The following is a 25,389-nucleotide window of genomic DNA, read 5'->3' on the forward strand; positions in this document are numbered from 1 at the left end:
GATCTTTCAAAGCGTCCCCCGAGTCGTTTCAGCCCGGAGATCGCAACGCGCCCCGACACTGAACGATAGAAGAAATCACAATAGCATCAAGCAGATAGGGAAACAAGCTCACGCAAATACTGATCTGCGTGAATCGCTGGCTTATCCCTACCTGCTTCATGCCGGACGGCGCCGATTGTCGCCGCAGGGCAACATGGCGTCGTCACAACTTGTTTCAGCGATCGAGGTTCAGGCGTCGAGCAGGATGCGCAGCATGCGGCGCAGCGGCTCGGCAGCACCCCAGAGCAGTTGGTCGCCGATGGTGAAGGCGCCCACGTACTCGGGCCCCATGGCGAGCTTGCGGATGCGGCCCACGGGGATCGTGAGCGTGCCCGTCACAGCCACCGGAGTCAGGTCCTGGATGGAGGCTTCGCGCGTGTTGGGCACGACCTTGGCCCAGGGATTGTCGGCGGCGATCATCGCTTCGATGTCTTCGACCGGCACATCCTTCTTGAGCTTGAAGGTCAGGGCCTGGCTGTGGCAGCGCATGGCACCGATGCGGATGCAGAAGCCATCGACCGGGATGGGTGCAGAACCGAAGCCCTCGCCCAGACCGAGGATCTTGTTGGTCTCGGCCATGCCCTTCCACTCTTCCTTGGACTGGCCATTGCCCAGATCCTTGTCGATCCACGGGATCAGCGAACCACCCAGTGGCACGCCGAAGTTGGCGGTCTCTGCGGCGCTCAAGGAACGCTGCTTGTCGATGATCTTGCGGTCGATCTCGAGGATGGCGCTCTTGGGGTCATCGAGCAGCGCCTTCACCTCGGCATTGAGCGTGCCGTACTGCGTGAGCAACTCGCGCATGTGCTGCGCGCCACCACCCGATGCGGCTTGGTAGGTCTGCGTGGACATCCACTCGACCAGACCCGCCTTGTACAGCGCACCCACGCCCATCAGCATGCAGCTGACGGTGCAGTTGCCGCCGACCCAGTTCTTGCCACCATCGGACAGTGCGTTCTTGATCACCGGCATGTTGACCGGGTCCAGGATGATGACGGCGTCGTCCTTCATGCGCAGGGTGGAGGCGGCATCGATCCAATGGCCATTCCAGCCCGCGGCACGCAGCTTGGGGAACACCTCGGTGGTGTAGTCACCGCCCTGGGCCGTGATGATGATGTCGCAGCGCTTGAGTTCGTTGATGTCGAACGCGTCCTTGAGCGTGGTCTCGTTCTTGGCCACAGCGGGGGCCTTGCCGCCCGCGTTGCTCGTGCTGAAGAACAGCGGCTCGATCAGGGCGAAATCACCCTCGGCCTGCATGCGGTCCATGAGCACCGAGCCGACCATGCCGCGCCAGCCCACCAATCCAACCAGTTTCGTCGCCATGATGAAATCCTTCTAAATGCCTCAGGGTGTCTTTGGAATGGCGCGGCTTTATTGCGCCTTGAGCGCGGCCACCACGGCCTCGCCCATCTGCGTGGTGCCGACCTTCTGCGTGCCGTCGCTGTAGATGTCGGGCGTGCGCAGGCCCTGCTCCAGCACAGCCTGCACGGCGCGCTCGATGCGGCTGGCGGCCTCTTCCTGGTTCAGGCTGAAGCGCAGCATCATCGCGGCGCTGAGGATGGTGGCCAGCGGGTTGGCCACGCCCTTGCCGGCGATGTCAGGGGCCGAGCCGTGGCTGGGCTCGTACAGGCCCTGACCCTTGGCGTTCAGCGAGGCCGAGGGCAGCATGCCGATGGAGCCGGTCAGCATGGCCGCGGCGTCGGACAGGATGTCGCCGAACATGTTGCCAGTGAACAGCACATCGAACTTCTTGGGCGCCTTGACCAGCTGCATCGCGGCGTTGTCCACGTACATGTGGTCCAGCTCGATGTCGGGATATTGGGCGTGCACCTCGGTGACCACGTCCTTCCAGAACTGGAAGGTCTCGAGCACGTTGGCCTTGTCCACGCTGGTGACACGCTTGCCGCGCTTGCGCGCAGCCTGGAAGGCCACGTGGGCGATGCGCTCGATCTCGGGGCGCGAATAGCGCATCGTGTCGAAGGCTTCGGGGGCGCCCTTGAACTCGCCATCGGGCGATTCACGGCGGCCACGCGGCTGGCCGAAGTAGATGTCGCCGGTGAGCTCGCGGATGATCAGGATGTCCAGGCCGGCCACCAGTTCGGGCTTGAGGCTAGACGCGTGCGTGAGCTGCGGATAGCAGATGGCCGGGCGGAAGTTGGCGAACAGGCCCATGTTCTTGCGCAGGCCCAGGATGGCCTGCTCAGGGCGCAGGGGCCGGTCGAGCTTGTCGTACTTCCAGTCGCCCACCGAGCCGAACAGCACGGCGTCGGAATCCATGGCCAGCTTGAGGGTGTGCTCGGGCAGGGGGTGGCCGTGGGCATCGTAGGCGGCACCACCGACCTTGGCTTCTTCGAGCTCGAACGGCAGATCGAGCACGTTGAGGACCTTGACGGCCTCGGTGACGATCTCGGGACCGATGCCGTCGCCCGGCAGCACTGCAATCTTCATGACCATGGGAATCTCAGCGGGTTGATTTAAACGATGCGGTGGTTCAGCCAGGGCTTCTGGGCCAGGCGTTCGGCCTCGAAGGCCTTGATCTTGTCGGCGTGGCGCAGGGTCAGGCCGATGTCATCGAAGCCATTGAGCAGGCAGAACTTGCGGAAGGGCTGCACGTCAAAGGCCAGCTCGCCGCCATCGGGCTTGACTACGACCTGCTTCTCCAGATCGATGGTGAGCTCGTAGCCAGGGAACGCCAGCACCTCATTGAAAAGGTTGTCCACCTGCAGCTCGCTCAGTGTGATCGGCAGCAGGCCGTTCTTGAAGCTGTTGTTGAAGAAGATGTCGGCGAAGCTGGGCGCGATGATGGCGCGAAAGCCGTACTGATCGAGCGCCCAGGGCGCATGCTCGCGGCTGGAGCCGCAACCGAAGTTCTTGCGAGCGATCAGGATCGACGCACCCGCGTAGCGCGGCTGGTTCAGCACGAAATCAGGATTGGGCTTGCGCGTGGCCGGGTCCTGGCCGGGCTCGCCCGCGTCCAGGTAGCGCCATTCGTCGAACAGGTTCGGGCCGAAGCCCGTGCGCTTGATCGACTTCAGGTACTGCTTCGGGATGATGGCGTCGGTGTCGACGTTCTCCCGGTCCATCGGGGCCACGAGGCCCTTGTGAATGCGGAATGCTTGCATGGGGAATTACTTCTTGGCAGCGCCGGAGATCTTGTCTCCGACCTTCTCGACGTCCTGACCAAAACCGTGCACCGTGTTGCAACCGGCCAGCGACAGACCAGCGATCAGGGCGGCGAACACAGCGATCAGCGAAGCGAAACGTGTCATGTCTGAATCTCCAGGAATGAGAGGTTGGTCAGAGGGTTGGTTCAAGCGATGCGGCGCACATCGACGAAATGGCCTTCCATGGCCGCCGCGGCCGCCATGGCCGGGCTGACCAGGTGGGTGCGGCCACCAGCGCCCTGCCGGCCTTCGAAGTTGCGGTTGCTGGTGGAGGCGCAACGCTCGCCCGGGTCCAGCCGGTCGGCGTTCATGGCCAGGCACATGGAGCAACCAGGCTCGCGCCATTCGAAGCCCGCGGCCTTGAAGACCTGGTCCAGGCCTTCGCGCTCGGCCTGCTCCTTGACGAGGCCCGAACCGGGCACCACCAGGGCCAGCTTGACGTTGGAGGCCACGCGGCCACCGATGCGACGCACCACGGCCGCCGCCTCGCGCATGTCTTCGATGCGGGAGTTGGTGCACGAGCCGATGAACACCTTGTCGATGCGGATGTCGCTCATGGCCTTGTTGGGCTCGAGCGCCATGTAGGTCAGCGCGCGTTCCATCGCGGAGCGCTTGACGGGGTCCTTCTCTTTATCAGGATCAGGCACGCGATCGTTCACGCTGACGACCATCTCGGGCGAGGTGCCCCAGCTGACCTGCGGCTCGATCTGGGCGGCGTCCAGCTCGACCACGGCATCCCAGTGGGCGTCCGGATCGGAGTGCAGGGTGCGCCAGTAGGCCACGGCCTGGTCCCATTCGACACCCGAGGGCGTGAAGGGGCGGCCCTTGACGTAATTGATCGTGTTGTCGTCCACGGCCACGAGACCGGCGCGCGCCCCGCCCTCGATGGCCATGTTGCAGACGGTCATGCGGCCTTCCATGCTGAGAGCGCGGATGGCGCTGCCGGCGAACTCGATGGTGTAGCCCGTGCCACCCGCCGTGCCGATCTTGGCGATGATGGCCAGCACGATGTCTTTCGCGCTGCAGCCCTTGCCCAAGGTGCCTTCGACCTTGATCAGCATGTTCTTGGCCTTCTTGGCCAGCAGGGTCTGCGTGGCCATGACGTGCTCGACCTCGGAGGTGCCGATGCCGTGGGCCAGCGCACCGAAGGCGCCGTGCGTGGACGTGTGGCTGTCACCGCAGACCACGGTCATGCCGGGCAAGGTCGCGCCCTGCTCCGGGCCAATCACGTGGACGATGCCCTGGCGCTTGTCGCTCATCTTGAACTGCGTGATGCCGAAGCGGTCGCAGTTGTTGTCGAGCGTGTCGATCTGCAGCTTGGACACCGGGTCCTTGATGCCGTCGCGACGGTCGGTGGTGGGCACGTTGTGGTCGCTCACGGCCAGGTTGGCCGACAGGCGCCACATCTTGCGGCCAGCGATGTCCAGGCCCTCGAAGGCCTGGGGGCTGGTCACTTCATGCAGCAGCTGGCGATCGATGTAGAGCACGGCGGTGCCGTCATCTTCGGTGTGGACGACGTGTTCGTCCCAGAGCTTGTCGTAGAGGGTGCGTCCCATGGTGGCAAGGGCCCTTGGCGGGCTGGTATCGGGCGTGGGTAGGCGCATACAGCGGGGAGACGTCGATTTTAAGACATTGGCCCCGAACACGCGAGGGTTATCGCCCCCGGGGCCTCGGGGTTACAGGCAGTAATAGGCTGAGGAAGGGTTGCCAATACCCTGGCTTTCTGGCTTGCGGAGGGTTTCGCGTTTTTCGTGAGAGCGCGGGGCGGGGGCTGAGCCGACATTCGTCCGGGCTTCATTCGGTTGGTCCTGCCTTTGGCAGGACTTCCCTGCGGTGCTCACGGCAAGGTGGGGCCGCAGAACTCGCTCCAGGCCCTTCGAGCCTTGCGCTCAAACAGCTGCGGCCAGTCAGTTGAACGAAGCGCGCTGCGCGCGCCCACCTCGCCGCTCCGCTCCTCGGCACCCTCAAGGCGCCCAGCCGGATGTCGGCTCAGCCCCTTTTTTGCCCCGCTCGCCGCATGCGGAGGGGGTTGTCCTTTGCCTTGCGCGGTCTGGCGCCTGCGAAACGCGCGAACCGTGGTGATTTTTCGCATCGACCGTGCACTGTCGCTGCCTTCTCGGCACGCCACAGCGGGGCGAAAAAGGGATGTGGGGGCAGCCGGACGGGCGCCTTCGTTGGCGCTGCGAAGCGCAGCGGCGAGGTGGGCACGCGCGTAGCGCGTGCTTCGTTCAACTGACTGGTCGCAGCTGTTTGAGCGAAGCGGCGAAGCCGCGTAGCGAGTTCTGCGACCCCACCTCGTCGCGAGCATCGCAAGGCAGTCCTGCCGCAGGCAGGACCGACAACACAGGCGCCCGGCCGGATGCCCACACATCCCGCGCCCCGCGCTCTCACGACAAAGTACTCAAACCAAGGCAGACAAAGGAGCAAGTCACCTACCCTACCGACGCAACCAGCGAATGCGAATGCACAAAGAAAAACCCCGGCCTGCAAGCCGGGGTTTTGCATGGGCCCGAAAGCCACCGCCCAAAGCGATGGCCAACGAGCAGCCGATCAGCGTTGGCCGATGGGCGTGACGTCGCGCTTGGGCGAGCCGACGAACAACTGACGCGGACGGCCGATCTTGTACTCGGGGTCGCCGATCATTTCGTTCAGCTGGGCAATCCAGCCCACGGTGCGGGCCAGCGCGAAGATGGCCGTGAACAGAGGCACCGGGATGCCGATGGCGCGCTGCACGATGCCGGAGTAGAAGTCGACGTTCGGGTACAGCTTGCGCGACACGAAGTACTCGTCTTCCAGGGCGATCTTTTCCAGGGCCATGGCCAGCTTGAACATCGGGTCGTTCTGCAGGCCCAGCTCGTTCAGCACTTCGTGGCAGGTCTCGCGCATCAGCTTGGCACGCGGGTCATAGTTCTTGTACACGCGGTGACCGAAGCCCATCAGCTTGACGCCGGAGTTCTTGTCCTTGACCTGGGCGATGAACTCGCCGATCTTTTCCACGCCGCCGTTCTTCTGGATGTCGGTCAGCATGTTCAGGGCAGCCTCGTTGGCACCGCCGTGAGCCGGGCCCCACAGGCAGGCCACGCCAGCGGCGATGGCGGCGAACGGGTTGGTGCCCGACGAGCCGCACAGGCGCACGGTCGAGGTCGACGCGTTCTGCTCGTGGTCGGCGTGCAGGATGAAGATGCGGTCCATGGCGCGCACCAGCACGTCATTGGGCTTGTACTCTTCGCACGGCGTGGCGAACATCATCCGCATGAAGTTCTCGGTGTACGAGAGGTCGTTCTTCGGGTAGATGTAGGGCTGACCGATGGTGTACTTGTAGGCCATGGCCACCAGCGTCGGCATCTTGGCGATCAGGCGGATCGCGGCGATCTTGCGGTGCTCCGGATTGTTGATGTCCGTGCTGTCGTGGTAGAAGGCCGACAGGGCGCCGACCAGGCCGGTCATCACGGCCATCGGGTGCGCGTCGCGGCGGAAGCCGCGCAGGAAGAACTGCATCTGCTCGTTGACCATCGTGTGGTTGGTCACGCTCTTGACGAAGTCTTCCTTCTCGGCGCCGTTGGGCAGCTCGCCATTCAGCAGCAGGTAGCAGGTTTCCAGGAAGTCGCAGTTGGTGGCCAGCTGCTCGATGGGGTAGCCGCGGTACAGCAGTTCACCCTTGTCGCCATCGATGTAGGTGATGGTCGAGTTGCAGGAGGCGGTGGACAGGAAGCCGGGGTCGTAGGTGAACTTGCCGGTCTGACCGTACAGCTTGCGGATGTCAATCACATCCGGGCCGATGGAGCCCTTGTAAATGGGCAGTTCCATGTTGGGGCTGCCGTCGGAGAACGACAGGGTGGCTTTCACGTCGGACGGGGTCATGAGCACTCCTACTAGGGGTCGGTCTTGTGAGAGACGATTATCGGTGACTAGGGATTAACCTTGGTCGGCATTATGGGTCTTGCACACACCCCATCAGTCCTTCGACTCGGGGGGTACAAAACACCCGACTACGCCCGGGGAACCCGCATCAACGACAACACCTGTACGACTTCTGCGCTGGCCAGATCGCCTTCCGGTTCCTTGCGGGACAGGAGCAGATCGAGCAGGTCATTGTCAGACAGGTCCATCAATTGAAGCAAGCCCTGGACCAGCGGCGTGGTCAGGTGGTCGCCATGGCGCTCGAAGAACTTGTCGATGAAGATGTCGTTCTCGAGCAGGCCACGGCGGCAACGCCAGCGCAGCCGCCGCAGCAGATCCGCATCGGGTGCGGCCGGGGTGCTGACGTCGGTATCGGGCATGGACTGGCGTTGTTCGGTCATCGCAAGGCTGGGTTCAGACGGCGCGGCGCACCATCAGTTCCTTGATCTTGCCGATGGCCTTGGTGGGGTTCAGACCCTTGGGGCACACGTCCACGCAGTTCATGATGGTGTGGCATCGGAACAGGCGGTACGGGTCTTCCAGGTTGTCCAGGCGCTCGGCCGTGCCTTCGTCGCGGCTGTCGGCGATGAAGCGATAGGCCTGCAGCAGACCGGCGGGGCCCACGAACTTGTCGGGGTTCCACCAGAAGCTGGGGCAGCTGGTGGAACAGCTGGCGCACAGGATGCACTCGTACAGGCCATCGAGTTCTTCACGCTCTTCAGGCGACTGCAGACGCTCTTTCTCGGGCGGCGGCGTGTCGTTGATGAGGTAGGGCTTGATGGAGTTGTACTGCTTGAAGAACTGCGTCATGTCCACGATCAGGTCGCGGACCACGGGCAGACCGGGCAGCGGCTTGAGCACGATCACGCCGGGCAGCGTGCGCATGTTGGTCAGGCAGGCCAGACCGTTCTTGCCGTTGATGTTCATGGCGTCCGAACCACACACGCCTTCACGGCACGAGCGGCGGAACGACAGGGTGGGATCGACCGCCTTGAGCTTGACCAGAGCGTCCAGCAGCATGCGCTCGTGGCCGTCGAGTTCCACCTCGATGGTCTGCATGTAGGGCTTGGCGTCCTTGTCCGGGTCGTAGCGGTAGATCTGGAATGTGCGCTTCATGATGATTCCTAATTCCTGTGTCGCTGTCGGTCAGAACGTACGGACCTTCGGGGGAACGGATTCCACCGACAGGGGCTGCAGGTTCACGGGCTTGTAGTCCAGGCGGCTGCCTTCGGAGTACCACAGCGAGTGCTTCATCCAGTTCTCGTCGTCGCGGTTAGGGAAGTCGTCGTGGGCGTGGGCGCCACGGCTCTCCGGACGGGCGGCGGCAGCCACCATCGTGGCCTGGGCGGCTTCGATCAGGTTGTCGACTTCGAGGGCTTCGATGCGGGCTGTGTTGAAGACCTTGGAGTTGTCCTTCAGGCCAATGCCCTTGACGCGCTCACGCACCTGGGCGATCTTCTTGACGCCTTCGTCCATGCTCTTTTGCGTGCGGAACACGCCGGCATGGGCCTGCATGGTCGAACGGATCTCGTTGGCGACATCCTGCGAGTACTCGCCGTTCCTGGCGCTGTCCAGGCGGGCCAGGCGCGACAGGGTGTAGTCGGCGGCGTCCTTGGGCAGGGGCTTGTGCGCCTTCGTCTTGAGGTTGGTCTCGACGATGTGGTTGCCGGCGGCGCGGCCGAACACCACCAGGTCGAGCAGCGAGTTGGTGCCCAGGCGGTTGGCGCCGTGCACCGACACGCAGGAGCATTCACCCACGGCGTACAGGCCGTTGATGATCTCATTGTGCTTGCCGTTGGCGGGAATCACCACCTGGCCGTACACATTGGTCGGGATGCCGCCCATCTGGTAGTGGATGGTGGGCACGACCGGGATCGGCTCCTTGGTGATGTCGACGTTGGCGAAGTTGTGGCCGATCTCGAACACCGAAGGCAGGCGCTTGTGGATGGTCTCGGCGCCCAGGTGGGTCATGTCGAGCACGACGTAGTCCTTGTTGGGACCACAGCCACGGCCTTCCTTGATCTCCTGGTCCATCGAGCGGGACACGAAGTCGCGTGGAGCCAGATCCTTCAGGGTGGGCGCGTAGCGCTCCATGAAGCGCTCGCCGTTGCTGTTGCGCAGGATGGCGCCTTCGCCACGGCAGCCTTCGGTCAGCAGCACGCCAGCGCCGGCCACGCCGGTGGGGTGGAACTGCCAGAACTCCATGTCTTCCAGGGGGATGCCGGCGCGTGCCGCCATGCCCAGGCCGTCACCGGTGTTGATGAAGGCGTTGGTCGACGCTTGATAGATGCGGCCGGCGCCACCGGTGGCGAACAGCACGGTCTTGGCGTGCAGCACGTGCACGTCGCCGGTTTCCATCTCGAGGGCGGTCACGCCCACGGCATCACCGTCGGCGTCGCGGATGATGTCCAGCGCCATCCACTCGACAAAGAACTGCGTGCGGGCCTTGACGTTCTGCTGGTACAGCGTGTGCAGCAGGGCGTGGCCCGTGCGGTCGGCCGCGGCGCAGGCGCGCTGCACGGGCTTCTCGCCGTAGTTGGCGGTGTGGCCACCGAAGGGGCGCTGGTAGATGGTGCCGTCGGCGTTGCGGTCGAAGGGCATGCCGAAGTGCTCGAGCTCGTACACGACCTTGGGCGCTTCACGGCACATGAACTCGATGGCGTCCTGGTCGCCCAGCCAGTCGGAGCCCTTGATGGTGTCGTAGAAGTGGTAGTGCCAGTTGTCTTCGGACATGTTGCCCAGCGAGGCACCGATCCCGCCCTGTGCCGCCACGGTGTGCGAGCGGGTGGGGAAGACCTTGGACAGCACGGCCACGTTCAGGCCGGCCAGGGACAGTTGCAGCGACGCGCGCATGCCGGAGCCGCCGGCACCAACGATCACGACATCGAACTTGCGGGTGGGGAGAGAGGTCACGATAGCGGTCATTTTTTACAGCCTCCAGAGCACTTGGATGGACCAGCCGGCGCAGCCCACGAGCCACACGATGCTGAACACTTGCAGGCCCAGGCGGATGCCGACCGGCTTGATGTAGTCCATGAAGATGTCACGGACGCCCACCCACACGTGGTAGAGGATGGAGAGGATGACCACGAAGGTCAGGAACTTCATCCACTGCTGGGAGAAGATGGCAGCCCACTTGTAGTAGCTGACCGGCTCGCCGATGACGACCTGCAGCAGCAGCACGATGGTGAACAGCGCCATGATGATGGCGGTGGCGCGCTGGGCGATCCAGTCGCGCAGGCCGTAGTGCGCACCCGTGACGATGCGCTTGGTACCGTAGTTTTGAGACATGGGGACGTTTCCTGCGGTGGAGATCAGAACAGGCCGAACAGCTTGGCGCCCAGCACCAGCGTGAGCAGCACGCTGATGGCCAGCACGGCCACGGCGGTGTTGTGTCCGGATTGTTTGGTCACGGCGTCGTGGTTGAAGTCCATCAGCAGATGGCGCACACCGGCGCAGAAGTGGTGCAGGTAGGACCAGATCAGGCCCAGCGCGACCAGCTTGAAGAACCAACCGGGCACGAAGCCGCAACCCGCCACGAACAGCGACGTGAAGCGGTCGTAGCTGATCTCGGAGGTCACGCTGGTGTCGAACATCCAGATGACGAAGGGCAAGAGGACGAACATCACGACGCCGCTGATGCGGTGCAGGATCGAGACGATCCCGGCTGGCGGCAGGCGGTAGCTGACAAGGTCAGTGACGTGGATGTTCCTGTAGACGGGGCGGGGAGTTTTCGCGTTGTCAGCCATTTTTGGAGGGCTCTACGAGCGTCGTGGAACGGTTACAGAATCTTGAATTTTAGGGCAATCCCTTGCGCTAGGCACCTGCTCGGGTTTGCGTCGTTGCGTGACACATGCCATGGGCGGCGCGGGGAGGGGCAAGGAACGAGTGGTGTTTTCAGTTCAGCTCGTTGCGGTAGTGGTGCGCCTCCGTTCGGTACAGGCCGCGGCGCAGTTCCACCGGCTGGTCGTCGTAGGTGCGCGCCAGGCGCTCGACGCTCAGCAGGGGGTGCCCCACCTCGACTCGCAGCAGGTCTGCGACAGCCGGATCAGCCGCCACCGCCCGCAACTTCTCTTCGGCCCGGATCATGCGGACGCCGAATTCGGTCTCGAAGAACCCGTACATCGGGCCCTTGTATTCGTTCATGCGCTCGGCGGTCAGGCCCTTGAACAGGTGACCCGGCAGCCAGATGTCGTCCAGCACCACGGGTGTGCCGGAAAAATGCAGCACGCGCCGCACCTCGATGACCATGTCGCCGGCCTTCAGGCCCAGCGCGCGGGCGATGTCGGCCGGGGCGCGCAGGCGGCGACAATCGAGCAGTTCGCGCTTGACGGTGCCGGCGGGATCAGGTTTGTCGGGGGTCAGGCGCAGGAAGCGCCACTGCACTTTTTCTTCGGCATGGGTGGACACGAAGGTGCCCTTGCCCTGCCGACGCACGAGCAGGTTTTCTTGCGCCAGTTCGTCGATCGCCTTGCGCACGGTACCCTGGCTGACCTTGAAGCGGGCAGCCAGATCGATTTCGCTGGGGATGGCTTCTCCGGGACGCCATTCACCGGCCTGCAGGCTGCGCACGATCAAGGACTTGATCTGCTGGTACAGGGGACTGAAGGAGGGGCCGGCGATGGTGATCTGTTCCCCTTCGCCTGCGGGGGGCGATGCTTCCACGACTAAGGAGGCTTGAGGGGTTGATGACACGGGGCGGGCTGTCCGGGGTCGGAATGGAACGTCGGGCGTCGGGCAGGCTTGTGGCCGGCCCGGAGATGCACCGGGTAGGTGCGGGCTGCATTGCACCACAAAACGACCTCCAGAGTCCAGATGAAATCTGAAAGATGTCTTATATAAGACATAAGAGGATTGACGACTGCGGGACTGACGCCTAGACTCGCGGCGCGCTACACTCAAGGGTTGTCGCTAACCCTTCACCACACAATTTTCCGGAGTTGCCCATGAGCAAAGCACCCGTTCGCGTCGCCGTCACCGGCGCCGCTGGTCAAATCGGCTACGCCCTGTTGTTCCGCATCGCCTCGGGCGAAATGCTCGGCAAGGACCAGCCCGTCATCCTGCAACTGCTGGAAATCCCCGACGAGAAGGCCCAGAACGCGCTGAAGGGCGTGATCATGGAGCTGGAAGACTGCGCTTTCCCGCTGCTGGCCGGCATCGAAGCCCACTCTGACCCCCTGCAAGCCTTCAAGGACACCGACTACGCTCTGCTGGTGGGTGCACGTCCCCGCGGCCCCGGCATGGAGCGCGCCGACCTGCTGGCCGCCAACGCCCAGATCTTCACCGCCCAAGGCAAGGCCCTGAACGCCGTGGCTTCGCGCAACGTGAAGGTGCTGGTGGTCGGCAACCCCGCCAACACCAATGCCTACATCGCCATGAAGTCGGCCCCGGACCTGCCGGCCAAGAACTTCACCGCCATGCTGCGCCTGGACCACAACCGCGCTGCTTCGCAACTGGCCGCCAAGACCGGCACCAAGGTCGGCGACATCCGCAAGCTGACGGTGTGGGGCAACCACTCGCCCACCATGTACGCCGACTACCGCTTCGCCACCACCAATGGCAAGTCGATCAAGGATCTGGTGAACGACCAGGTCTGGAACGCCGACACCTTCCTGCCGACCGTGGGCAAGCGTGGCGCCGCCATCATCGCCGCACGCGGCCTGTCGTCGGCTGCCTCGGCCGCCAACGCCGCCATCGATCACATCCGTGACTGGGCTCTGGGCTCCAAGGGCGAATGGGTCACGATGGGCGTGCCTTCGAACGGCGAATACGGCATCCCCAAGGACATCGTGTTCGGCTTCCCCGTCACCACAGAAAACGGCGAGTACAAGATCGTCGAAGGCCTGGAGATCGATGCCTTCTCGCAAGAAGCCATCAACAAGACCCTGGCCGAGCTGCAAGGCGAGCAAGACGGTGTCAAACACCTGCTGTGATGTGAACTGACGCGGCCGCCGCCAGGCGCCTGCGTCGTTCAAAGCAAAGACCGGCCCCACGGCAACGTGGCGCCGGTTTTTTCATGGGCGATTGAAACCTCGCCTCAGCAGCAAGCAAGAAAAGCGGGAATGCAGCCTCAGGCGGGCAGCTTGAACACCGACACCACGCGGGCCAGCGTGTCGGCCTGGTCCTTCAGGCTTTCCGCGGCCGCGGCGGACTCTTCCACCAGCGCGGCGTTCTGCTGGGTCATGTTGTCGAGCTGGGTCACGGCGGCATTGACCTGGCCGATGCCATCGGACTGCTCCGCCGAAGAGGTGGTGATCTCGCCGATGATGCCGGCCACGCGCCGCACGGCATCGACGATGGTCTCCATGGACGCGCCTGCATCCTTGACCAAGGCAGAGCCCGCGTCGACCTTGCCCACCGAGGCGCCAATCAGGGTCTTGATCTCGCGGGCGGCTTCGGCCACGCGCTGGGCCAGCGCACGCACCTCGGCCGCCACGACGGCAAAGCCCCTGCCCTGCTCGCCTGCCCGTGCGGCCTCGACCGCCGCATTGAGCGCCAGGATGTTGGTCTGGAACGCGATGCTGTCGATGACGCCGATGATGTCCACCACACGGCGCGAGCTTTCGCTGATCTCGTCCATGGTGCTCATGACCTGCGTCACCAGCGTGCCCCCCTGTCCAGCGGCAGCCGCGGCTCCACTGGCCAGCTGGTTGGCATTGCGGGCGGCATCGGCCGTGTGCTGGATGGCCCCCGACATCTGCTCCATGGACGAAGCGGTCTGCTCCAGGCTTGAAGCAGCCTGTTCGGTGCGGCCCGAGAGGTCCTGGCTGCCTGCGGCCACTTCGCTGCTGGCCGTCTTGATGGAGTCGGTGGCTGCGCGCACATCGCCGACGATGTTGCGCAACGAGCGCTGCATGTCATTGAGGCCCTGCAGCACGTCGGACACTTCGTCGCGGCCTTGTGCATCGAGGTCGCGCGACAGATCCCCTGCGGCGATCGCCTGCGTGGCCACCGCGGCCCGGCGCAGCGGCACGGTCACGGACCGCGAGATCAACCAGGCACACGCCCCGCCGGACAGCAGGCACAGTGCGGCCAGCGCCAGCAACAACAAGCGGGCACGCCCCACGGTCTGGTTGGTGTCGGCGGTCTGCTGCTCAGCCAGGCTGCGCTGGTAGGTCTGGTAATCGTGGATGGCGGTGAGGTAGCGCGTGGCTGCCGGCATCAACTGGCTGCTCAGGGCCTCCTTGGCGCCCGGGTCGTCCAGCTCCAGCAGTTGGAAGATGGCATCGCGCGAGGTGATGTAAGCCTTGCGGCGCGCCGCGATGTCGGCGAACTTGGCTTTTTCTTCCTCTGAACTGAGTGAGCCTTCCAGTTGCTTTTGCAGGGCCGTGATCTCGGCGGAGGTGGCCTTGATCAGGGGGGCGAAATGTTTTTCGACCTCATCGTTCCCCCCGGATTTGGCAATCGCCAAGGTGCGGTTGACGTTCAGCAGGGTCATGCCCTCCCAGCGCAGGGCTTCTTGTGCGCGCTCCTGGGCCAGGGTGTTGGCCTGGATGTTGCCCAGGGTGTGGCCCAGCCGCTCCCAGCCGATCGACGCGATCAGGGCAGCCAGCACGAGCACCGTGCCGAAGCCGAACCCGAGACGGGCGCCCAGCTTGAGCTGATTGAGTTTCATGAGCAGTCACCTCGGCGATGGTTGTGCGCGGACTGTCCCTGTCAACCACGCCGGGCGTCCGCTTGTCCTGGCTTTGATCACTATCGGCATTTTTTCGCCAAACAATAGGCCCGCCATGCGCCGCCTCGCCGGGTGAGGCCCCGGCGATGACCGGGAGGATGTCAGGGTGGGTGGCGGCCCCTGGCATACTCGTTGTGCAGCGGGTGCAGCCGCCCCCGATCTTCATCGCCCCTCCAGCCCGATGTCCACCCTGACCGCCATCCACCCCCGCCAGGCCCTGTTCGGCACCGAGTCCCCCTCGCCTGTGCTGCCCGTGTGCGATCACTACGCAGGCGTGGAGGCGCGCATGCGCAAGAGCCTGGCCCTGCAGGCCGAACTGGGGGGCAAGGCCGGCCACGCGGTGTTCGACGTGACACTCGACCTGGAAGACGGCGCCCCGGTGGGCGGCGAGCAAGAACAGGCCTTGCTGGTGGCCGAACTGGTCAACAGCCCGGCCAATGTGTTCGGACGGGTGGGTGTGCGCGTGCATGACCCACGCCACCCGCGCTTCGAGGACGAAGTGGACACCCTGATCCGCCTGGCCGGGCACCGGCTGGCCTATGTGATGGTGCCCAAGCTGGGCGATGTCCAGGAAACCCGGCGTGCCATCGAGACCATCAAGGTGGCGCGTCTGCAGCACGGCGTGGGCCACATCGTGCCTGTGCACGGTCTGATCGAAACCCACCGGGCCCTGCAGCAGGTGGCCGACATCGCCGCCCTGCCCGGCCTGGAATCGCTGTCCTTCGGGCTGATGGATTTCGTTTCGGAGCACCGGGGTGCCATCAGCGCGTCGGCCATGGGGGTGCAGGGGCAGTTCACCCACCCGCTGGTGCTGCGCGCCAAGCTGGAGATCGCCGCGGCCTGCCATGCCGCGCGGATCACGCCCTCGCACTGCGTGGTCACCGAGTTCAAGGATTCGCACGCGCTGGCCAAGGCGGCCGAGAAGGCCTGCCGCGAGCTGGGCTACACCCGCATGTGGAGCATCCACCCGGACCAGATCCCCGTGATCGTGGACGCCTTCGCACCGGTGGTGGCCGAGGTGGACGATGCGGTGGAGATCCTGGCGGCCGCGCAGGCGGCGCACTGGGCACCCACCTCGCACCGTGGTGTGCTGCACGACCGGGCCAGCTACCGGCACTACTGGTATGTGCTGGAACGCGCCTGGCTGACGGGTCAGCCCCTGCCGGTCGACATCGAGGCGGCGTTCTTCGGTTCGCCCTGAACCGAGGCGGCGCGCATCGGGCGCCCTGTCTCGACCATCAACTGGCGGGGGCGCTTCGGATCATTGCGGCCACTTTCTCGGCCATCATCAGCACCGGTGAATTGGTGTTGCCGCTGGTGATGGTGGGCATGGCGCCCGCATCGACCACGCGCAGGCCGGCCACGCCCTGCACACGCATCTGGCTGTCGAGCACGGCCGTGGGATCGCCCTCGCGGCCCATGCGCGTCGTGCCCACGGGGTGGAAGATGGTGGTGGCGATGTCGCCGGCCAGCCGGGCCAGCTCTTCATCGGTCTGGAACTGCACGCCGGGCTTCCACTCCTGCGGCTGGTAGCGCGCCAGGGCCTGCTGGGCCGCGATGCGGCGCGTGACACGCAGCGAATCGGCCGCCACTTTGCGGTCTTCCGGCGTGGCCAGGTAGTTGGGCGCGATGGCCGGGGCATCCTCGAAGCGCGGGCTGGTGATGCGCACCGTGCCGCGGCTGGTCGGGTTGAGGTTGCAGACGCTGGCGGTGAAGGCCGGGAAGGTGTGCAGCGGTTCACCGAAAGCTTCCAGGCTGAGCGGCTGCACGTGGTACTCGAGGTTGGGGTGCGCGTGCGATGCATCGCTGCGCGTGAAGGCACCGAGCTGGCTGGGCGCCATGCTCATGGGGCCGCTGCGCTTGAGCAGGTATTCCAGGCCGATGCGGGCCTTGCCCCAGACGTTGCCGGCCAGCGTGTTGAGGGTGGGCACGCCGTTCACCTTGAACACGGTGCGGATCTGCAGGTGGTCCTGCAGGTTGGCGCCCACGCCGGGCGCGTCCTTGAGCACGGGCAGGCCCAGATCGCGCAGCAGATCGCCCGGGCCGATGCCCGACAACTGCAGCAACTGCGGCGAGCCGATGGCCCCGGCGCACAGCAACACCTCGCTGTGCGCCTGTACTGTGACCAGCTCGGTGCCGGTCCACACCTGCGCGCCGGTGCAGCGCAGGCTGCCGCCCGGCACGGCATCGAACATCAGGCGGGCGACCTGGGCACCCGTCCACAACTCGAAGTTGGGCCGGGCAAAGCAGGCCGGGCGCAGGAAGGCCTTGGCCGCGTTCCAGCGCAGCCCCTTGCGCTGGTTGACATCGAAGTAGCCCACGCCCTCGTTGCTGCCACGGTTGAAATCATCCGACGCCGGGATGCCGGCCTGCTGCATGGCCTGGGACACGGCGTCGAGCAGGTCCCAGCGCAGGCGCTGCTTTTCCACGCGCCATTCGCCGCCGGCGCCATGCAGGTCATCGGCGCCCCTGTGGTAATCCTCGTGACGCTTGAAGTGCGGGAGCACCTGATCCCAGCGCCAGCTGTCGTCGCCGGTGAGCTCGGCCCAGCCATCGTAATCACGCGCCTGCCCGCGCATGTAGATCATGCCGTTGATGCTGGAGCTGCCGCCCAGCGTCTTGCCACGCGGGTAGCGAAGGCGGCGGCCGTTCAGTCCCGGCTCGGCCTCGGTCTGGTAGAGCCAATCGGTGCGTGGATTGCCGATGCAGTACAGGTAGCCCACGGGGATGTGGATCCAGTGGTAATCGTCATGGCCGCCCGCCTCGATCAGCAGCACCCGCTTGGACGGGTCGGCCGACAGGCGATTGGCCAGCAGGCAGCCCGCGGTGCCGGCGCCGATGATCACGTAATCGAAGGTGGTGTCGCTAGCGCTCATGTTGCGGGGCATCCTACGTCAAAGACCCGCCCCGGCCGCCGGGGACTTGACCACCCCTGGGCCCAGAGGCGCATTTACCGGACAGGGTGTGCGGCCCGATTGCCTGTACGCTCGCGCCATGACGATGGTTCTGACATGGCAAGGCAGTGAGGTGCGGCAGGTTGAGGTGACCGACGGCACCGTGCGTGTGCGGCTGTCGGTGGCCAGCGCACGCCGTGTCGACAGCGCCCACCCGGACCAGGGCGAAGAAGGCTTTCTGGGCCCGCTGACCGTGGTCTTCACCCACGCGACGGTGCGCGGTGATCTGGGTTCGGCCCTGGGCACCCTGGCCGATGGCACCTTGAGCCATGCGGGGCACACCCATCGGCATCTGGCGTTGCCGTTCTCCTGGGCGCCGGAGATTCACGCCGAACTGGCGTTTTGCAACGGCACCGTGCTGCACATCGAGGCCGAGGCTGTGTCGTGCTCGCCTGGCACTGAAAGCCGCTTCCACGAATCGATGGCCTGCTGACACCTTGGCCGGCGTCAGCCCTCCAGGGCCTTGAGCTTGCGCCACAGGGTGGTGCGGCTGATGCCCAGTTGCTCGCTGGCCTTGGCCCGGTCGCCACCGCAGGCGGCCAGCACGGACAGGATCTCAGCGAGCTCGGCATCGGCCTGGCGGCCCTTGCGCACCTGCAGGCCTTTGCCCTCGGTAGGCGGCTGCAACGCCGTTGGGCCGCTGAACAGCTCCGGCGCCACCGAGCGCAGGAAGTCCATCGCCTGCCCGGGCGGCACAGGCCGCGCGCCCTCATCCGCCGGGCCCGCATAGGCCAGCAGGCGCTCGATCAGGTTGTCCAGCTCGCGCACATTGCCGGGCCAGCCGTAGTGCGGCGCTTGCGCCACCAGCGCATCGATCAGCGGTTGCACCTGGCGCGGCGCCAAGCCCAGGCGCGCGCAGGCCTGGCGCTGCAAGGCCGCGGCGATGGCCGGCACATCGTCCAGGCGCTCACGCAGCGAAGGCATGTCGATGCGCAGGATGTTGAGGCGGTAGAACAGGTCCAGGCGGAACAGGCCCTGCTGCACCTGGGCCATCAGGTCGCGGTGCGTGGCGGCGATCACGCGCACATTGACCGGCGTGGGCTCCGTGGCGCCCACGCGCAGCACCTCGCGTTCCTGCAGAACGCGCAGCAGCCGGGTCTGCAGGGTCACGGGCATCTCGCCCACCTCGTCCAGGAAGATGGTGCCGTTGTGCGCCGCCTCGAAGAGGCCGATCTTGCCGCCGCGCCGGGCACCGGTGAAGGCGCCCTCTTCGTAGCCGAACAACTCGCTTTCCAGCAGGCTCTCGGACACGGCCGCGCAGTTCACCGCCACAAAGGGCATGTCGCGGCGTTCGCTGGCGCGGTGGATGCCTTGCGCCACCAGCTCCTTCCCGGTGCCGCTCTCGCCGATCACCAGCACGGTGGCCGGACTGGCCGCACACCGGCGCGCCAGCGTGCGCACCTGCTGGATGGCCGCGCTGTCGCCCAGCACCTGCTCCAGCACATAGCGCGGCGCCTCGGCCTGTGGCTTGATGCGCGAGCGGATGTGGCGGTCCACCCGCTGGATGGAGATCGGATCCTGGCAGCTGAGCACCGCCCCGGTCAGCACACCCTGCTCCACGATGGGCATGCGGTTGACGATCAGGGCCTTGCCCTTGACCCGTTCGATGCGCTCCAGATCGGGCACAGCCAGGCGAAGGGTGTTCTGCAGCCCAAGCTCGGGGCAGACCTCGCTCAGGCGCCGGCCCAGCCAGGGTGCGGGCGCCACCCCCAGCAGCTGTGCCATGGCCGGGTTCAGCGTCTGGATGCGCTCGTCACGGTCCACGGCGATCACGCCATCGCTGAGCTGCGTGAGGATGGCGTTGAGCCGCTCGCGCTTGGCCTGTTCGATGCGGGCGGCGCGCGCCACCTCGACCGCGTCGTCCAGGGCTTCGCGCACGGCTTCGGCCGAGTACAGGAACATGCCGGTGAGGCCCATCTGGTCGGCCAGGTCGGCCACCAGGCCCGAGCCGACGAACACCTGCGCGCCCGCACCATGCAGTTCACGAACAGTGGAACGGGCCTCCTCTTCGGTGCGGTAGGTGCGCTGCGTAACGCCCAGCTCGAACAGCTCGCCATACGGTGACAGGTCCGGCAGCATGCCCTCGTAGGTGACCAGGCCCACGTGCGACGACAAGCGCTTGGCCCGCGCCAGGGCCTGCATCAGGTCGAAGCCCCCCACCTTCACCAGCACCACCGGCATCTCCAGATGCTGGCGCAGGTAAGCGCCGTTGGAGCCGGCCGAGACCACCACGTCCACCGGACGGCTGGCCTGCAACTCTCGCACCCGGTTGACAGCCTGCTCGAAGCCCATGTCCAGCACCTCGACGGTGGCACGGGTGTGGAAATCAGGTGCCAGCTCCTGCAGCATCTTGTTGAGGCGGCGGTAGCCCACCGCCACGATGCGCGGCGAGGCGGTGGACACAGCCGGCGCTGACAGCGGATAGGTGCTCATGAGGCTTGGCGTTTCAATCGTTCCATCATATCGTCGCATTATGTTTCATTTTTGAAACATACGCACTGCAACATGACATTGACACTGTGCCGGCTACACGCCAAATAACCATAAGAATCAAGCCCTTGCCAAGCTCGCAGGCCGGGGGCAACATCGCCGGCAAGGGCTGGCACACGCGTTGCGTTGACATCTCCAGCCCTTCGCTGCCCCGCGCGGCCACAAGCCCCATCCCTTTCTGGAGACACCTTCACATGGCCACCCTGTCCCCCGGCGCACGCTTTCGCCAAGCCCTCAAGGAAGAATCGCCCCTGCAGGTGATCGGCGCCATCAACGCCAACCACGCCCTGCTGGCCAAGCGCGCCGGCTACCGCGCCATCTATCTGTCGGGTGGCGGTGTGGCCGCGGGCTCGCTGGGCCTGCCCGACCTGGGCATCAGCGGCCTGGAAGACGTGCTGATCGACGTGCGCCGCATCACCGATGTGTGTGATGTGCCCTTGCTGGTCGACATCGACACCGGCTTCGGTCCCAGTGCCTTCAACATGGCCCGCACCGTCAAGAGCCTGATCAAGGCCGGCGCCGCCGCCTGCCACCTCGAAGACCAGGTCGGCGCAAAGCGCTGCGGCCATCGCCCCGGCAAGGAAATCGTGTCGACGGAAGAGATGGTCGACCGTGTGAAGGCCGCTGTCGATGCCAAGACCGACAAGGACTTCTTCATCATCGCCCGCACCGATGCCATCCAGGTGCATGGCGTGGACGCCGCCATCGAGCGGGCCATCAAGTGCGTCGAGGCCGGCGCCGACGGCATCTTCGCCGAGGCCGCCTACGACCTGCCCACCTACGAGAAGTTCGTGAAGGCCGTGAAGGTGCCCGTGCTGGCCAACATCACCGAATTCGGCCAGACGCCGCTGTTCAGCGTGGAAGACCTGCGCCCCACCGGGGTGGGCATGGTGCTCTACCCCTTGAGCGCCTTCCGCGCCATGAACAAGGCCGCCGAGGCCGTCTACACTGCGATCCGCCGTGACGGCCACCAGAAGAACGTGGTCGACCTGATGCAGACGCGCGAAGAGCTCTACGACCGCATCGGCTACCACGCCTTCGAGGGCAAACTCGACGCGCTGTTCGCCGCCAAGAAGTAACCACACCAAGCTTGCCTCAACCTCATCCGGAGACACAGTCCATGAGCGCTACCCCCCCGACCACCGAAGGCACCACGCCCGGTTTCAAGCCCAAGAAGTCCGTCGCCCTGTCGGGCACCGCCGCCGGCAACACCGCGCTGTGCACCGTCGGCCGCACCGGCAATGACCTGGCCTACCGCGGCTATGACATCCTGGACCTGGCCACCACCACCGAGTTCGAAGAGATCGCCCACCTGCTGGTGCACGGCAAGCTGCCCACGGTGGCAGAACTGGCCAGCTACAAGGCCAAGCTCAAGGCGCTGCGCGGCATCCCCGCCGGCCTGAAGACCGCGCTGGAACAGCTGCCGCCCTCGGCCCACCCGATGGACGTGATGCGCACCGGCGTGTCCGTGCTGGGCTGCCTGCAGCCCGAGAAGGAAGACCACAACCACCCCGGTGCACGCGACATCGCCGACAAGCTGATGGCCTCGCTGGGCTCGATGCTGCTGTACTGGTACCACTACAGCCACAACGGCAAGCGCATCGATGTGGAGACGGACGACGACTCCATCGGCGGCCACTTCCTGCACCTGCTGCACGGCGAGAAGCCGCGCGCCAGCTGGGTGAGCGCCATGCACACTTCGCTGATCCTGTACGCCGAGCACGAGTTCAACGCCTCCACCTTCACCTCGCGCGTGGTGGCCGGCACGGGCTCGGACATGTACTCCGCCATCACCGGCGGCATCGGCGCCCTGCGCGGCCCCAAGCACGGTGGCGCCAATGAAGTGGCCTTCGAGATCCAGAAGCGCTACGACACGCCCGATGAAGCCGAGGCCGACATCCGTGCCCGCGTCGAGAAGAAGGAAGTCGTGATCGGCTTCGGCCACCCCGTCTACACCGTGAGCGACCCGCGCAACGTGGTCATCAAGAAGGTGGCGGAAGACCTGTCCAAGGAACAGAACAACCTGAAGATGTACAACATCGCCGAGCGCCTCGAATCGACGATGTGGGAAATCAAGAAGATGTTCCCCAACCTCGACTGGTTCAGCGCCGTGAGCTACCACATGATGGGCGTGCCCACCGCGATGTTCACCCCGCTGTTCGTGATCGCCCGCACCAGCGGCTGGAGCGCCCACGTGATCGAGCAGCGCATCGACGGCAAGATCATCCGTCCCTCGGCCAACTACACCGGCCCGGAAGACCAGAAGTTCGTGCCGATCAAGGATCGCAAGTGATCTGACCGAACGGTGGCGCCCCTGGCGCCACCTTGCATTTCAGGCCCGCGTCCAGGCTTATGCCAATGCGGGCCACGCTGACCGCCCCGCCGTCCCCACACGCCCATCAGCCCCACCGCCACGCCGTCCCTCGCCATGAACACCCAGTACCGCAAGCCCCTGCCCGGCACAACGCTCGACTACTTCGATGCCCGCGAGGCCGTCGACGCGATCAAGCCGGGGGCCTGGGCCACCCTGCCCTACACCTCGCGTGTGCACGCCGAGAACCTGGTGCGCAAGGCCGACCCGGCCATCCTCACGCAGTCGCTGACACAGCTGATCGAGCGCAAGCGCGACCACGACTTCCCCTGGTTCCCTGCGCGCGTGGCCTGCCACGACATCCTGGGCCAGACGGCATTGGTGGACCTGGCCGGCCTGCGTGATGCCATCGCGAAGGAAGGTGGCGACCCCGCCAAGGTGAACCCCGTGGTGCCCGTGCAGCTGATCGTGGACCACTCGCTGGCCGTGGAGTGCGGCGGGTTTGATCCGGACGCCTTCCAGAAGAACCGCGACATCGAAGAGCGCCGCAACGAAGACCGCTTCCACTTCATCAACTGGACCAAGCTGGCCTTCGACAACGTCGACGTGATCCCGGCGGGCAACGGGATCATGCACCAGATCAATCTGGAGAAGATGTCCCCGGTGATCCACAACGAGAAGGGCTTGGCCTACCCCGACACCTGCGTCGGCACCGACTCGCACACACCGCACGTTGATGCATTGGGCGTGATCGCCATCGGCGTGGGCGGCCTGGAAGCCGAGAACGTGATGCTGGGCCGCGCCTCGTGGATGCGCCTGCCAGAGATCGTGGGCGTGGAGCTGCGCGGCAAGCGCCAGCCCGGCATCACCGCCACCGACGTGGTGCTGGCCCTGACCGAGTTCCTGCGCAAGAGCAAAGTGGTTGGCGCCTACCTCGAGTTCTACGGCGAAGGCGCTTCCAGCCTGACGCTGGGCGACCGCGCCACCATCTCGAACATGGCGCCTGAATACGGCGCCACTGCCGCCATGTTCAGCATCGACGAGCAGACCATCGAGTACCTGCGCCTCACGGGCCGCAGCGAAGAACAAGTGAAGCTGGTCGAGACCTACGCCAAGGTTGGCGGCCTGTGGTCCGACACCTTGAAGGACGCCGTCTACGAACGCACCCTGAGCTTCGACCTGTCGAGCGTGGTGCGCAACATGGCCGGCCCCTCGAACCCGCACGCCCGCGTGGCCACCACCGACATGGCCGCCAAGGGCATCAACGGCCCGTGGAGCATGCCGGCGGCCGATGAAGGCACGATGCCCGATGGCGCCGTGATCATCGCCGCCATCACCAGCTGCACCAACACCTCCAACCCGCGCAACGTGATCGCGGCCGCCCTGCTGGCCCGCAACGCCAACAGGCTGGGCCTGGCGCGCAAGCCCTGGGTCAAGTCCTCGCTGGCCCCTGGCTCGAAGACGGTCGAGCTGTACCTGAACGAAGCCGGCCTGATGGGCGATCTGGAGAAGCTGGGCTTCGGCATCGTGGCCTTTGCCTGCACCACCTGCAACGGCATGTCGGGCGCGCTCGACCCGGTCATCCAGAAGGAGATCGTCGACCGCGACCTGTACGCCACCGCCGTGCTCTCGGGCAACCGCAACTTCGACGGCCGCATCCACCCGTACGCCAAGCAGGCCTTCCTGGCCTCGCCGCCGCTGGTGGTGGCCTATGCGATTGCCGGCACCATCCGCTTCGACATCGAGCGCGACGTGCTGGGCGTGGTCGACGGCAAAGAGATCCGCCTGAAGGACATCTGGCCTTCGGACGAAGAGATCGACGCCATCGTCAAATCCTCAGTGAAGCCTGAGCAGTTCCGCAAGGTCTACGAGCCGATGTTCGCCATTCAGGCCGACGCCGGCGAGAAGGTCAGCCCGCTGTACGACTGGCGCCCGCAGAGCACCTACATCCGCCGCCCGCCCTACTGGGACACCGAAGGCGTCGGCGCCCTGGCCGCCAACCCGCGCACGCTCAAGGGCATGCGCCCGCTGGCCATCCTGCCTGACAACATCACCACCGACCACCTGTCGCCCTCCAACGCGATCCTGATGAACAGCGCCGCCGGTGAGTACCTGCACAAGATGGGCCTGCCGGAAGAGGACTTCAACTCCTACGCCACCCACCGCGGCGACCACCTCACGGCCATGCGCGCCACCTTCGCCAACCCCACGCTCAAGAACGAGATGGTGCGCAAGGAAGACGGCAGCATCCAGGCCGGCTCGCTGGCCCGCATCGAGCCCGAAGGCAAGGTGGTGCGCATGTGGGAAGCCATGGAAACCTACTATGACCGCAAGCAGCCGCTGATCATCGTGGCCGGCGCCGACTACGGCCAGGGCTCGTCGCGCGACTGGGCTGCCAAGGGCGTGCGCCTGGCTGGTGTGGAGGCCATCGCGGCCGAAGGCTTCGAGCGCATCCACCGCACCAACCTGATCGGCATGGGCGTGATGCCGCTGGAGTTCAAGCCGGGCACCAACCGCCTGACACTGCAACTCGACGGCACCGAGACCTACGACGTTGAAGGCAAGTTGACACCGCGCGCCGACCTGACGCTGGTCATCCACCGCAAGAACGGCGAAGTCGTGAAGGTGCCCATGACCTGCCGCCTGGACACCGCCGAAGAGGTGTCCGTGTACGAAGCCGGCGGCGTGCTGCAGCGCTTCGCACAAGACTTTCTTGCTGAGAACCGTTGACCACCCCCTAGCGCCTGCGGCGCTCCCCCTCAAGGGGGCGCAGTCGGAGGACCGGCAAAGCCGGATCCTCGACTGCCGCTGGATCAGGATCGTGGTCTGCGAGCGTCTGAGTGTTTGATGAAAATT

Annotated in this window: 21 protein-coding genes; 6 read left to right on the plus strand and 15 right to left on the minus strand. The window is 65.5% G+C overall.

Features of this window, described 5'->3' with window-relative positions:
- Window positions 1-228 precede the first annotated feature (228 nt).
- The 12 genes from asd to EIP75_RS20085 all read right to left on the minus strand — a co-directional run bounded on the left by asd (window position 229) and on the right by EIP75_RS20085 (window position 11,768).
- A complete protein-coding gene (gene asd / locus EIP75_RS20030; protein ID WP_125244969.1) occupies window positions 229-1,362 on the minus strand; it encodes an aspartate-semialdehyde dehydrogenase in 1,134 nt (377 codons plus the stop codon).
- A 48-nt stretch (window positions 1,363-1,410) separates the two neighbouring features.
- Complete coding sequence (gene leuB, locus EIP75_RS20035; RefSeq protein WP_125245025.1) at window positions 1,411-2,487, minus strand: 3-isopropylmalate dehydrogenase; 1,077 nt, start codon at window positions 2,485-2,487, stop codon at window positions 1,411-1,413.
- A 26-nt stretch (window positions 2,488-2,513) separates the two neighbouring features.
- A complete protein-coding gene (gene leuD / locus EIP75_RS20040) occupies window positions 2,514-3,161 on the minus strand; it encodes a 3-isopropylmalate dehydratase small subunit (RefSeq protein ID WP_125244970.1) in 648 nt (215 codons plus the stop codon).
- Window positions 3,162-3,167: 6 nt separating this feature from the next.
- Complete coding sequence (locus tag EIP75_RS20045; RefSeq protein WP_125244971.1) at window positions 3,168-3,308, minus strand: entericidin A/B family lipoprotein; 141 nt, start codon at window positions 3,306-3,308, stop codon at window positions 3,168-3,170.
- 41 nt (window positions 3,309-3,349) lie between these two features.
- Window positions 3,350-4,759: a 3-isopropylmalate dehydratase large subunit gene (gene leuC / locus EIP75_RS20050; RefSeq protein WP_125244972.1), complete on the minus strand. Its 1,410-nt coding sequence runs from the start codon at window positions 4,757-4,759 to the stop codon at window positions 3,350-3,352.
- Between the two features lie 994 nt (window positions 4,760-5,753).
- A complete protein-coding gene (gene gltA / locus EIP75_RS20055) occupies window positions 5,754-7,064 on the minus strand; it encodes a citrate synthase (protein WP_125244973.1) in 1,311 nt (436 codons plus the stop codon).
- Window positions 7,065-7,192: 128 nt separating this feature from the next.
- The gene (locus EIP75_RS20060; protein WP_125245026.1) at window positions 7,193-7,483 is read right to left on the minus strand and encodes a succinate dehydrogenase assembly factor 2; all 291 of its coding nucleotides are present in this window, start codon (window positions 7,481-7,483) and stop codon (window positions 7,193-7,195) included.
- Between the two features lie 34 nt (window positions 7,484-7,517).
- Window positions 7,518-8,219, minus strand: coding sequence for a succinate dehydrogenase iron-sulfur subunit (locus EIP75_RS20065; RefSeq protein WP_125244974.1), 702 nt, complete (start codon window positions 8,217-8,219; stop codon window positions 7,518-7,520).
- 30 nt (window positions 8,220-8,249) lie between these two features.
- Window positions 8,250-10,028: a succinate dehydrogenase flavoprotein subunit gene (sdhA, locus tag EIP75_RS20070; RefSeq protein ID WP_125244975.1), complete on the minus strand. Its 1,779-nt coding sequence runs from the start codon at window positions 10,026-10,028 to the stop codon at window positions 8,250-8,252.
- A gap of 3 nt (window positions 10,029-10,031) precedes the next feature.
- Window positions 10,032-10,394: a succinate dehydrogenase, hydrophobic membrane anchor protein gene (gene sdhD, locus EIP75_RS20075; protein WP_125244976.1), complete on the minus strand. Its 363-nt coding sequence runs from the start codon at window positions 10,392-10,394 to the stop codon at window positions 10,032-10,034.
- Window positions 10,395-10,417: 23 nt separating this feature from the next.
- Window positions 10,418-10,852, minus strand: a complete 435-nt coding sequence (gene sdhC, locus EIP75_RS20080; RefSeq protein ID WP_125244977.1) for a succinate dehydrogenase, cytochrome b556 subunit — start codon at window positions 10,850-10,852, stop codon at window positions 10,418-10,420.
- 148 nt (window positions 10,853-11,000) lie between these two features.
- Window positions 11,001-11,768: a GntR family transcriptional regulator gene (locus EIP75_RS20085; protein WP_125244978.1), complete on the minus strand. Its 768-nt coding sequence runs from the start codon at window positions 11,766-11,768 to the stop codon at window positions 11,001-11,003.
- A gap of 281 nt (window positions 11,769-12,049) precedes the next feature.
- On the opposite strand from EIP75_RS20085, the gene EIP75_RS20090 reads away from it, so the two are divergent.
- A complete protein-coding gene (locus EIP75_RS20090; RefSeq protein WP_125244979.1) occupies window positions 12,050-13,036 on the plus strand; it encodes a malate dehydrogenase in 987 nt (328 codons plus the stop codon).
- Between the two features lie 137 nt (window positions 13,037-13,173).
- On the opposite strand, the gene EIP75_RS20095 is transcribed toward EIP75_RS20090, so the two are convergent.
- Window positions 13,174-14,718: a methyl-accepting chemotaxis protein gene (locus EIP75_RS20095; RefSeq protein ID WP_125244980.1), complete on the minus strand. Its 1,545-nt coding sequence runs from the start codon at window positions 14,716-14,718 to the stop codon at window positions 13,174-13,176.
- Window positions 14,719-14,959: 241 nt separating this feature from the next.
- Here EIP75_RS20095 and EIP75_RS20100 point away from each other — a divergent pair, with 241 nt between their 5' ends.
- Window positions 14,960-15,979 carry an HpcH/HpaI aldolase/citrate lyase family protein gene (locus tag EIP75_RS20100; protein ID WP_125244981.1) on the plus strand — a complete coding sequence of 340 codons (1,020 nt, stop codon included), beginning with the start codon at window positions 14,960-14,962 and terminating at the stop codon, window positions 15,977-15,979.
- A gap of 37 nt (window positions 15,980-16,016) precedes the next feature.
- Here the strand turns inward: EIP75_RS20100 and EIP75_RS20105 are convergent, their stop codons facing one another.
- A complete protein-coding gene (locus EIP75_RS20105; RefSeq protein ID WP_125244982.1) occupies window positions 16,017-17,654 on the minus strand; it encodes a GMC family oxidoreductase in 1,638 nt (545 codons plus the stop codon).
- 118 nt (window positions 17,655-17,772) lie between these two features.
- Here EIP75_RS20105 and EIP75_RS20110 point away from each other — a divergent pair, with 118 nt between their 5' ends.
- Window positions 17,773-18,165, plus strand: coding sequence for a hypothetical protein (locus tag EIP75_RS20110; protein WP_125244983.1), 393 nt, complete (start codon window positions 17,773-17,775; stop codon window positions 18,163-18,165).
- A 14-nt stretch (window positions 18,166-18,179) separates the two neighbouring features.
- Here EIP75_RS20110 and prpR read toward each other — a convergent pair whose 3' ends face one another.
- Window positions 18,180-20,165, minus strand: a complete 1,986-nt coding sequence (gene prpR, locus EIP75_RS20115) for a propionate catabolism operon regulatory protein PrpR (protein WP_125244984.1) — start codon at window positions 20,163-20,165, stop codon at window positions 18,180-18,182.
- Window positions 20,166-20,416: 251 nt separating this feature from the next.
- On the opposite strand from prpR, the gene prpB reads away from it, so the two are divergent.
- The 3 genes from prpB (at window position 20,417) to acnD (ending at window position 25,263) form a co-directional block, all read left to right on the plus strand.
- Entirely contained in the window at window positions 20,417-21,301 is an 885-nt protein-coding gene (gene prpB / locus EIP75_RS20120; RefSeq protein WP_125244985.1) for a methylisocitrate lyase, read from the plus strand.
- 41 nt (window positions 21,302-21,342) lie between these two features.
- A complete protein-coding gene (gene prpC / locus EIP75_RS20125) occupies window positions 21,343-22,515 on the plus strand; it encodes a bifunctional 2-methylcitrate synthase/citrate synthase (RefSeq protein WP_125244986.1) in 1,173 nt (390 codons plus the stop codon).
- 135 nt (window positions 22,516-22,650) lie between these two features.
- Window positions 22,651-25,263: a Fe/S-dependent 2-methylisocitrate dehydratase AcnD gene (gene acnD, locus EIP75_RS20130; protein ID WP_125244987.1), complete on the plus strand. Its 2,613-nt coding sequence runs from the start codon at window positions 22,651-22,653 to the stop codon at window positions 25,261-25,263.
- The last annotated feature ends 126 nt before the right edge of the window (window positions 25,264-25,389 follow it).

Origin of the sequence: Aquabacterium soli, assembly GCF_003933735.1 — a bacterium.
GTDB classification, from domain to species: domain Bacteria; phylum Pseudomonadota; class Gammaproteobacteria; order Burkholderiales; family Burkholderiaceae_C; genus Aquabacterium; species Aquabacterium soli.